At 42.5% G+C, this 10,905-nt stretch carries 7 protein-coding genes and 1 pseudogene; 6 read left to right on the forward strand and 2 right to left on the reverse strand.

Annotated elements, in window-relative coordinates; all coding sequences use genetic code 11:
* Positions 1-6 precede the first annotated feature (6 nt).
* Together WC955_06880 and WC955_06885 are read right to left on the reverse strand one after the other, a co-directional pair.
* Positions 7-1,749: a Na+/H+ antiporter NhaC family protein gene (locus WC955_06880; GenBank protein MFA5858773.1), complete on the reverse strand. Its 1,743-nt coding sequence runs from the start codon at positions 1,747-1,749 to the stop codon at positions 7-9.
* A 109-nt stretch (positions 1,750-1,858) separates the two neighbouring features.
* Entirely contained in the window at positions 1,859-2,290 is a 432-nt protein-coding gene (locus WC955_06885) for a DUF3996 domain-containing protein (protein ID MFA5858774.1), read from the reverse strand.
* A gap of 191 nt (positions 2,291-2,481) precedes the next feature.
* Here WC955_06885 and WC955_06890 point away from each other — a divergent pair, with 191 nt between their 5' ends.
* The 6 genes and pseudogenes from WC955_06890 to WC955_06915 form a co-directional block, all read left to right on the forward strand.
* Positions 2,482-3,537, forward strand: a complete 1,056-nt coding sequence (locus WC955_06890) for a hypothetical protein (protein MFA5858775.1) — start codon at positions 2,482-2,484, stop codon at positions 3,535-3,537.
* Positions 3,538-3,558: 21 nt separating this feature from the next.
* Positions 3,559-5,052: pseudogene (locus tag WC955_06895) on the forward strand (ABC-F family ATP-binding cassette domain-containing protein).
* A 409-nt stretch (positions 5,053-5,461) separates the two neighbouring features.
* On the forward strand, positions 5,462-6,952 hold the full coding sequence (locus tag WC955_06900; GenBank protein ID MFA5858776.1) for a sialate O-acetylesterase: 1,491 nt from the start codon (positions 5,462-5,464) through the stop codon (positions 6,950-6,952).
* Between the two features lie 60 nt (positions 6,953-7,012).
* Positions 7,013-9,148, forward strand: coding sequence for a sialate O-acetylesterase (locus tag WC955_06905; protein MFA5858777.1), 2,136 nt, complete (start codon positions 7,013-7,015; stop codon positions 9,146-9,148).
* 67 nt (positions 9,149-9,215) lie between these two features.
* Positions 9,216-9,917: a hypothetical protein gene (locus WC955_06910; GenBank protein ID MFA5858778.1), complete on the forward strand. Its 702-nt coding sequence runs from the start codon at positions 9,216-9,218 to the stop codon at positions 9,915-9,917.
* Between the two features lie 45 nt (positions 9,918-9,962).
* Positions 9,963-10,905: sialate O-acetylesterase (locus WC955_06915; protein MFA5858779.1), on the forward strand; the 943-nt coding region annotated here is incomplete at its 3' end.

Genomic DNA, 10,905 nt, shown 5'->3' on the forward strand with positions numbered 1-10,905 from the left:
AACATTTTACTCCGCACGATAATTCCCTAGCGGTTTGCCCAGTAAATAAATTGCAACAAACGTTACCGCCGTACCAATACACAACGCGAGGTACACGTTTATCCCGGTACCTACCAAAAGGTAGCCAAACACCGCGGCAACCAGTCCTATCACCACAGCATACACCAATTGCGTCTCTGTATGGTCCATATGGTCGCATGAAGAGCCCATTGACGATAGTATTGTTGTATCAGATATCGGCGAGCAATGGTCGCCAAACACCGCGCCGGTAAGTACCGCGCCAACGTTGGATACAACGTATCCGTAGTCCGGCGAGATTGCGTATGCAAGCGGGATGGTCAACGGCATAAGGATACCCATAGTGCCGTACGACGTGCCGGTTGAAAAAGATATTAGGCATCCAAGTAAAAATATTATCGTCGGTAACGCAAACGCCGGAATTTTGTCCGATAACATTGTCACCAAATACTTCGCAGTACCAAGGTCTTTTATCACGCTGCTCAACGCCCAGGCGAGTATTAATATTGCGCAGGTAATCATCAATGCCTGCATCCCTTTTATCCATACATCGATTGCTTCGGATAAATCAAATACTTTTTGACACATACCCATGATAATGGATACTACACAGCCAAGAAATGCTGCCTGAAACATTACAATACTTGCGTCGCACGCACCAAGGATTTCACGTAACGCAGCAAACGATAACGGTGCAGATTGTATCAACATCACAAGCGCCGGTTTCGTCCCGCACAAAATATTTTTGTACCCGCTATAATAAAACCCGCCTAATGTAAACAATATCAATACGGCAAGCGGGATAATCGCGTTCCACGGGTTGAGTTTTGCTCCCGGTTTGGGTTCCAACCGTGTAAGCTCGTCTGAGATCAACGGTTTTGCATCGGGCTCATACGGTATACCAGTACTACGGGTGCGACGTTCGGCTTTCAGCATCGGCCCGAAGTCGCGCAGAAGTAATGCCATGAACAGAATGAACAAAAGCATGTATATATTGTAAAACCTGAACGGTATTGACGAGACGAAAACGGAGTACGCATTGACGTCAACGTTTATCATCGCATACGCGTCACGTATGACTCCGACTTCGTACCCTATCCACGTGGAGATCAGCGCAATCCCCGCTACCGGTGCGGCAGTAGCATCAACGATAAACGCAAGTTTCTCGCGTGAGACTCTCAGCCGGTCTGTTACGGGACGCATCACCGGCCCAACGATCAACGAGTTCGCGTAATCGTCAAAAAACACTATTAACCCCAGCATCCACGCAACGACCTGCGCGCTGCGCGACGTTTTTGCTTGTTTTGCCAACCCTTCCGCCACAGCTTTCAACCCGCCGGTTTTTGAGATAAATGCGATCAACGCGCCAATAGTTAGTATCTGCAGTATTACCCCGGCGTTCCATTTACTTGCGAGCGATCCACGAAGTTTTTCGATAAACATTATAAACATTTTAAATAACGCTTTAACGATATTTCCATCAAGGTTGAGCATAAACGTTCCAGTCAACACCCCGGCGGTAAGAGAAACTAACACGTTCTTCGTGACAAACGCCAATACAATCGCCACTAATGGCGGTAATAACGTCAGCAACCCGAACTTGTTAACATTAATTTCTACCGGAGACAACTGTACTGCATCACCGGCAAATACTAAACACACACTTTTGATAATTGTAAATACCACTAAGGAAAGAATTACTATATTTTTTTTGTGGCTATAACTTTTCATAGTATTCTATTTTACGAAAATATGGTATTGTAATACAAATACAAAATCCCCCGGAATTCTTTTTACGAAGAAAACCGAGGGATTATTATTAACTTACGCTGCTTATTATCTAAAAATAATAACGGATACCAATACCGCCGTCTACGCCAAAACCGATTCCCGGAAGAATGCCGAGGCCCGGAACGACTTCAAAGAATATATCCAGCGGTGCATCGGAAAATTTATATTCCAAGCCTATCGGAACGCGTACGCCAAGGCCTACTCCGCTGCCAATACCAACCTTCGCACCAACGCCGATGTATAACGGAAATTCGGAGATCAAGTTTGTGTTCTGGTAAAGAACATAATCCCCGTGAACATGTAACCAGTTACCAGCGGTTGACCATGCGATTGCGCCATGAATCTTACTAACCTTCACCGCAATACCTGTAGGTTCGCCAAGTATTATCCCTATTCCTAACCCACCCCCATTACCTGCTGCTGACACTCTACCCGCGAATACTACCGCGAGTAATGCTAACAATACTACTACTTTTCTCATTCTCGTACTCCTTTCGCTAACTTTTATGAAAATAAAAATGATATTGATATTTGAAGTTTTGCTACACAATTTAAATTATACACGCTAATTTTTGTTTTGTAAAGAATATTTTGTAGAATTCATATTTTGACAATGCTATTGTTATTGAATTATACTATAACAATTCTAAAACTAGAATTAAGGAACAATAAATGGAATTAGAGTTTAAGAAGGACTTTACTGAAGCACAGAAAGTATGGGATAATTTCTGGGCCGGTAAAAATATGTTACCAATAATTTCGGCAGTACTACCAAAACCAGGTATAGAACCAGTCGCAAAACCGCCTTATGCTGCAGGTAAGAATGGTGAGTTTAACATAGTCATCGACCAGCTATTACGCTGGGCGGAAACCCACGATTTTCTATACTCCGCTATTCCTTTTTATTATCTTGAATTCACGGCAAACCAGTTTGCAACATTCCTCGGTGCGGAAGAAACGGATACTGATGGCGAGGCGGGACATGGGTGGATGGTACCGATTATAAAAAACTTGGATAGCGCGGAGATACGGTTTCAAACCAACTCTAAAGGATGGCAGTTTATAGTCGAACGAGCGGAATTATTAAAAAAACGCTGTGCAGGAAAACTTTTAATCGCATCACCGACACTGGTAGCAAACCTCGATGCATTAGCTGCGTTACGCGGAACACAGGAATTATTGATGGACCTCGTGGATAACCCTGAAGGTGTACATCGTTGCCTTAAACAAATATCTGTTGCGCATAAACAGGTGCTTGATGAGTTTAGCAAAGTATTTGAATACAATAAGTATGGCAGTATAAACCGCCATGGAATGTATTCCCGTGGAAGAATTAATGTTGCGCAATGCGATTTTTCATGTATGATAAGCCCGGATATGTTCCGCGAGTTTGCGTTACCATATATCCGGGAAGAAATTGACCGTTATGACGCAGGAGAGTACCACCTTGACGGGCCAGGTGCTGTCAAACATGTAGCAGCTATCTGTGAAATTGAAAAACTTGATATAATCCAATGGGTTCCCGGTGCGGGTAATGAGGGTAAGGATTGGTCAGCGTTATACACCGATATTGACAACCGTGGGAAAGGTATGCTGCGGGGCGGTAAATTACAGAATTTACCAAAGGTATGGAATAATACAAAATCAAATAAATTATTTTGGACGACAAGTAGTGCGTCTTCCTCTTCAGAATTTGCGGATTGTATGGCAACACTCAAGAAAAAATAGGAATGTAGTACAAAAACTTTTATGATCCATCTAATAGATATCAGCAAATCATATGGCGGACAGGTATTATACGATAATATCACGCTTAGTATTAATGATAAAGAAAAAATTGGCCTTGTCGGGAGGAACGGACACGGGAAGACAACGTTGTTCAACCTAATCCTTGGAACAGTTGAACCTGACAGCGGGACAATTTCTATCCCTAAAGGATATCGTATCGGCCATCTTGAACAGCACATAAATTTCACGCAGGATACTGTTTTAAAAGAAGGTTGTTCAAAGTTGCCGGAAGAGTATAAGTACGATACCTGGCGGGTAGAAAAAATCTTATTCGGCCTCGGGTTTACAAAAGAGGATATGGAACGCCCCCCGTCAACTTTTTCAGGAGGATACCAGATACGGTTAAACCTCGCAAAGGTGTTGATATCCGAACCCGACTTATTACTGCTTGACGAACCTAACAACTATCTTGATATCGTTGCTTCACGGTGGCTTATAAGTTTTCTTAAAGGATGGCAGCATGAGTTGATAGTGATAACGCATGACCGCGGGTTTATGGATAGTTTTACTACTCATACTGTTGGTATTCACCGGGGTAAAGTACGGAAAGTACGGGGTACAACTGACGTTCTATATGAACAAATTGAGACTGAAGAAGAAGTCTATGAAAAAACCAGGGTGAATGAAGAAAATAAACGCCGGCAGTTGACCGTGTTTATTGATCGGTTCAAAGCAAAAGCACGGCTTGCATCACAGGTACAGTCGAAAATGAAAATGCTTGAAAAGATGGGCGAGAAAGAACAGCTTACCAAGATCGATACTTTACATTTTTCCTTCCGCGCATTACCTTTTGTTTCCTCAAAAATGACTGAGATAGAGAATGTTTCGTTCAAATACGATACTGACAAAGATAATATGCTAATCAACAACTTTACGTTAACCATCGGTAAACATGAACGCATTTGTGTTATTGGTAAAAATGGGAAAGGTAAGTCGACATTGTTAAAACTCATCGCGCAGGAACTTTATCCTGTAGACGGTTTTGTAAAATACAATCCTGATATCAAACTTGGATACTTTGGGCAACCCAACCTTTTAAGGTTGACACCTAAGAACAGCGTGATTGATGAAATTATGTCTGTCTCCGAAACAGGGTCTTTGCAGGCAGCACGCAACATTGCCGGGATGTTGATGTTCAGTGATGATCACGCATTAAAACAGGTACATGTCCTCTCCGGTGGCGAAAAAAACCGTGTGATGCTAGCCAAGATTGTTATGACCCCGTGCCACCTGTTGTTACTTGATGAACCAAGTAACCACCTGGATATGGACTCGTCGGAAGCGCTGATGGATGCTATTGACGATTTTGACGGGTCGGTAGTGATGGTAACACATAACGAACGTTTTCTTGAACGCCTGGCAAAACGGTTAGTTGTGTTCGATAACAATAAAGTTTTGCTGTACGAAGGCGGCTATCGCGATTTTATCGAAAATGTCGGGTGGAGCGATGAATATGAGTATGAACAGGAAGTTGTAGGACAAAATAATGATAAATCATCCGATGCGTTGAAGTCCGCATCGTTATCCCAGGAAGACAGAAAACTTATCCGCAAAATAAAAGCTGATGCACGGCAAGTAAAGTCGGATTTGTTAAAAGAACGAGATGCTGTATTGAAACCATTAAGCAAAGAAATTAATAAAGTTGAGAAACGTATAGATACTCTGGAACATGAACTCAGGATGAATGACGAGGCACTGGTTAAGGCTTCAATGGAACAGGATATTAAACTCATCGCGGAACTGCCCAAACGGAATAAAGAGGTTAAAGCTGAACTTGACACTTTGTACTCATCATTTATCAAACTAGCTGCTGACCTCGAGAAAAAGACTAAGGAGTACGATGAACGAGTAAAGAATTTGTAAAGTGAAAACAAAAATGTTTCCCGAAGGTATAAAATTATCAGGCTTGTTCTCTAACAATATGGTCCTCCAGCGCGGTATAGAAACCAAGGTATGGGGTTATGCGGATAACAGCGAAAAGGTTACTGTAGAATTTAACGGGCAAAAAGTGCAATCTATCGCCAAAGACGGAAAGTGGATGGTACTCCTGAAAAACCTGCAACCCGGCGGGCCATATAAAATGGTTATCAAAGGGAAGAATATAATTGAACTCTCCAACATCCTCGTCGGTGATGTCTGGGTCTGCAGCGGGCAGTCAAACATGGAAATGATATTAAAATCGACTATCAACGCGGATTACGAAACCGCGAACTCTACCAACGCGCAATTGAGATTATTCACCTCACCAATACTGGATACTACTACTCCGAGGGAAGTTGTCAACTCAACGTGGACAGAGTGTGATCCAAGAACTGTCCCTTGTTTCTCCGCAGCCGGTTACTTCTTTGGCCGTAAACTCGTTGAAACTCAAAACATTCCCATAGGCCTTATAAACTCATCCGTTGGCGGTACGCCAGTTGAAGCGTGGACACCAAAGGAAGAGTTGGAATTAAACCTCGAACTCGCAGATTCAAACAAATGGATTGTAGATACTGAGGCCAATATCAAGAAAGCCACGGAGAAAGAAGAAGAGGCAATAGCAAAAGCTAAGGCTGATAGTACAGCGGAACCTAAACGCACAAACAGGGTGTGGAAAACACGGTCTGGATTGTACAACGGCATGATCGCGCCGTTACTGAACTACACGATTAAAGGCGTGATTTGGTACCAAGGCGAATCCAACGCACCCCGAGCAACAGCGTACAGAAAATGTTTTCCTGCGATGATTAATAGTTGGCGTAAAAACTGGGGTATTGCTGAATTACCGTTTTTATTCGTCCAGCTTTCCTACTACGGAAACCCCAATAAACCAGATGCCGGGCAATGGCCGTTGTTGCGGGAAACACAAGTACAAACCTGGCAGACAGTACCCAAAACCGGGATGGTGGTATCTATCGACGTTGGTGATGTCGGGATTCATCCGCCAAACAAAAAACCGGTAGGGGAACGGCTGGCTCTAGCAGCAGGCGCAATTGCGTATGGACAAACAACAGAGTATTCCGGCCCGATATACGATTCGGTAAAGTTTGAAAACAGGAAAGCGTATGTTAAATTTGCTCATACCGCTGATGGAATTAGGATTTTACCGGAAAACGAGAAACCAAAATGGTTCTGCATAGCCGGCGAAGATAAAGTTTTTTATAATGCTGAGGCAGAGGTCATTGGTAAAGATACTATTTTAGTAAGTGCGGAGGAAGTTACAAACCCAGTAGCTGTGCGGTACGCGTGGGCAATCGCACCGGTGAATAACGTGTTCAACAGTCTCTCCCTTCCCGCATCACCGTTTCGTACTGACGATTGGATAGATATCGCTGTCCCTATTCCTAACTTGGAAAACATGCCAAAAACAGAATAAAAAAGTTATAATGTTATTTAATCAATTTTTTGGGTAAGTCAAAGAAAGGATTTTATTAATGTGAAAACAAATTTGTTTAATGCAGTCCTTGCTGCAACCTTAACCGCAGTAATGTTAATCCCCTCGGTAGTAGTAGCAGATGTAAAATTATCGGGCTTGTTCTCGGATAACATGGTCCTACAACGCGGAAAAGAAACTAAAGTATGGGGTTTAGCGGATACCGGCGAGAAGGTTACTGTAGAATTTAATAAGCAAAAAGTTCAGGCTGTAGCAAAAGACGGGAAGTGGATAGCACTCCTGAAAAACCTGCAGCCCGGCGGGCCATACAAAATGATTATTAAAGGAAAGAATAAGATTGAACTATCCAACATCCTCGTTGGCGATGTTTGGGTTTGCAGCGGGCAGTCAAACATGGCGATGACGGTAAAGAGTTGTATAGATGCGGATAAAGAAATCGTAAACTCGACTAACGCGAGGCTGAGGCTGTATACCGTTCCCAGATTGGACAGCACTACCGCGATAGAAATTCTTAACTCTACATGGACAGAATGTAATCCAAAAACTATCTCATATTTTTCCGCAGCCGGTTATTTTTTTGGGAGTAAACTTGTTGATACTCAGAATATACCTATCGGCTTGATAAATTCTTCAGTCGGAGGTACACCGGTAGAATCATGGACTCCGAAGGAAGAGCTGGAATCAAACCCTGAACTCGTAGATTCAAACAAATGGGTTGTTGATACTGAAGCCAATATCAAAAAAGCAACGGAAAAAGAAGAAGAGGCAATCGCAAAAGCTAAGGCTGACGGTACAGCGGAACCTAAACGCACAAACAGGGTGTGGAGAACACAGTCTGGATTATATAACGGTATGATCGCGCCGTTACTTAACTACACAATCAAAGGCGCTATTTGGTACCAGGGTGAAGCTAACGCTCCGCGTGCTGCGGCATACGGTAAATGTTTTCCTGCGATGATTAATAGTTGGCGTAAAAATTGGAACATCCCGGAATTTCCGTTCTTATTCGTTCAACTTTCATATTTTGGTAAACCCAATAAGCCGGATAAGGGTCAATGGCCATTGTTAAGGGAAACACAAGTACAAACTTGGCAGACTGTACCAAATACAGGTATGGCTATATGTATTGACGTTGGTGATGTGGGAATTCATCCGCCGAACAAACGGCCGGTAGGGGAACGATTAGCGTTATTAGCGGAACATCTTGAAAAAAAGAATAATTCTCTTATCTATTCCGGCCCAATATATGATTCTGTTAAATACGAAAACGGGAAGGCGTATGTTAAGTTCAAATATATAGGCGATGGGATAAAGACAACTAAACCTGGCCAGAGTCCTGCATGGTTCTGTATTGCGGGCGAGGATAAAGTGTTCTATAACGCAGAAGCTGAGATCATGGATAAAGACACTGTGGTTGTCAGTGCAAAAGATGTACCTAACCCGGTTGCTGTGCGGTACGCATGGGCAATCGCGCCGGTGAATAATATCGTTAATTCCGCTAACCTTCCCGCATCACCGTTCCGAACCGATAATTGGGAGGGTATACAGGTACCAATCCCGTTGTTATGGGAAGGAATGCCGGAAGTTATAGAAATGAAGATAAACAAAACCGTTAACGCAAACATTGTATGCGATGGCAAACTTGACGAACCTGTCTGGACAACGAATAAAGGGGTGGTTACAGATTTTTATGCGCTTGACGGTGCAATACTTACCATGCAAACTACCGGATATGTTGTTGTTGACAGCAGTAACGTTTATATCGGTATACTCTGTGGCGGGCAGGGTGTAAAGGATTTGGTAGCAGCAAAAACTGATACGGATAGTTCTGTGTTCCAGGATGATGCGATTGAAATCTTTTTTGATCCTACCGACCAACGAAGTAATTATTATCACGTAGTGCTTAACAGTAAAAATGTAAGGTTTGACCAGAAGTGTACGTCTGAAGGTGCGGGTAAGGATCCTGCATGGAATGGTGAATACGTAACTGCCACTTTCGCAGGGAATGATTATTGGTCCACAGAAATTGTATTCCCTATAAACAAATTCCCGACAGTACAATCGTTTGCGTTAAACCTTTGCCGGCACGTTGCTTTAGGAAATATCAACATTTCCTGGGCAAAGATAAAGCAAACGTTTCATAATCCCGCAAATTTTGTGAGGGTATCAGTAAAATAGTATCCCTACGATGAAAACGTTATTATTAATTATCTTCTTCTATTGCCTATTCTTTGTAGGCATATTTTTGGGGATCAACAGGATAAGTACGCATCCTAGAGTTTCGTTAGGACAGTTTTTACTGAGCATTTGGATAATAATTTCACTTGGATTCATTGGGTTATTTAACGCCCCTCTGGTATTAGTAATTATAGCGATACTGCCTCTATTATTTTCAGCAGTACAGTTTTACCGCAGAGGGTACGAACGCAGGCTTGTTTTGGAAACGGTAAACAAAGAGATGAAAGAATCATTGAATGCAATACAAGAATTCCCGGATAACGCCGCAGCGGTTGAGAAAATCGGGAAACTGTTTGAACAACTTGGAGAACTATCCACAGCAAAGATTCATTACCGTAAAGCATTAAAGATGCATCCCGGTGATAGACTTGCATCCCGGCTTGAAACATTAGAAAAGAATCCTAATACAATGGATGTGCTATACACTTATGTATCGGTAGTTAATCTTTGCCTGAAATGTGATACCGCTAATAGTAACTTGCGGTATACTTGTAGCTCATGCGGTACACAGATGTATTCTTCTTATATGAAATGGCTATCCAATGTTATAGCAATCCTGTCGGAAGAATACTCGGTATTTGCAATATTATTGATGGCACTTGTGCTATACCCGTTCTATAAAATAATGGGCTTACTGGCATTCGGTATTGTTTTATCCCCCTGGGCAATCACAATACTTTTTTCCCGCAGAGATAAGCATTTCTGGTAGTAATATTTGGAGATAAATTTAAATAATTAAAGGAGTTTGTATTGTATGGTGAATCTGAAAGTTACTTGTAACACATTAGCTGTGATTTTGGTACTGACAACAACTGTAAAGGCAAACGCGGATATAACGCTTTCTGGTTTGTTTTCAGACAATATGGTCCTTCAGCGCGGGGTAGAAACTAAAGTCTGGGGTTACGCTGATAATGGCGAGAATGTTACCGTTGAGTTTAACGGGCAACAGGTACAAACCACCACTGAAAACGGTAAGTGGATGCTAAAACTTAAAAACCTAACTCCCGGCGGGCCGTATAAAATGGTTATTAAAGGCAAAAATATTATTGAACTTAATAATATCCTCGTCGGTGATGTTTGGGTTGGCAGCGGGCAGTCTAACATGGCATGGACAATGTCAAAAACATCGAATGCTGCATTTGACGTCGCGAACTCGACTAACCCGTTAATCCGGTTATTCACTGTCCCGAGAAAAAGTACGGGTACAGAACTTGAGTTTATCGGGTCGAAATGGAACGAATGCCTGCCATCGACTGTCCACAACTTTTCCGGGGTTGCATACTTCTTCGGAAAAAATATGGTGGACGCCACAAAAGTTCCTGTTGGGTTGATCAACTCCTCTGTCGGAGGTACACCGGCAGAAGCGTGGATGAGCAAAAATGAACTTACCACAAATCCTGTATTAGTTGAAGATTACAAAAAACTTGTTGAATTAGAAAATACGTATCTCGAAGTTAAGTCTACTTTTACGACAACAGAACCGGTGAAGAAAAAACCGGCAGTTGGAGGAAGTCAAAAACAATCAGTACTTTACAACGGTATGATCGCGCCTTTATTAGACTATACCATTAAAGGTGTTATCTGGTATCAAGGCGAAGCTAACCGTAAAAGGAAGTCGGATTACGGCAGGCTTCTTACCGCACTAATTACCAGCTGGCGTCAAGCATGGAATATCGGTGATTTCCCGTTTCTTATGG

It is taken from the genome of Elusimicrobiota bacterium (genome assembly GCA_041658405.1).
In the GTDB taxonomy this organism is placed as follows: Bacteria; Elusimicrobiota; UBA5214; order JBBAAG01; family JBBAAG01; genus JBBAAG01.

Coding starts and splice junctions, on each gene's coding strand:
- WC955_06880 (MFA5858773.1), bottom strand. CDS start 1,749: ATGAAAAGTTATAGCCACAAAAAAAATATAGTAATTCTTTCCTTAGTG.
- WC955_06885 (MFA5858774.1), bottom strand. CDS start 2,290: ATGAGAAAAGTAGTAGTATTGTTAGCATTACTCGCGGTAGTATTCGCG.
- WC955_06890 (MFA5858775.1), top strand. CDS start 2,482: ATGGAATTAGAGTTTAAGAAGGACTTTACTGAAGCACAGAAAGTATGG.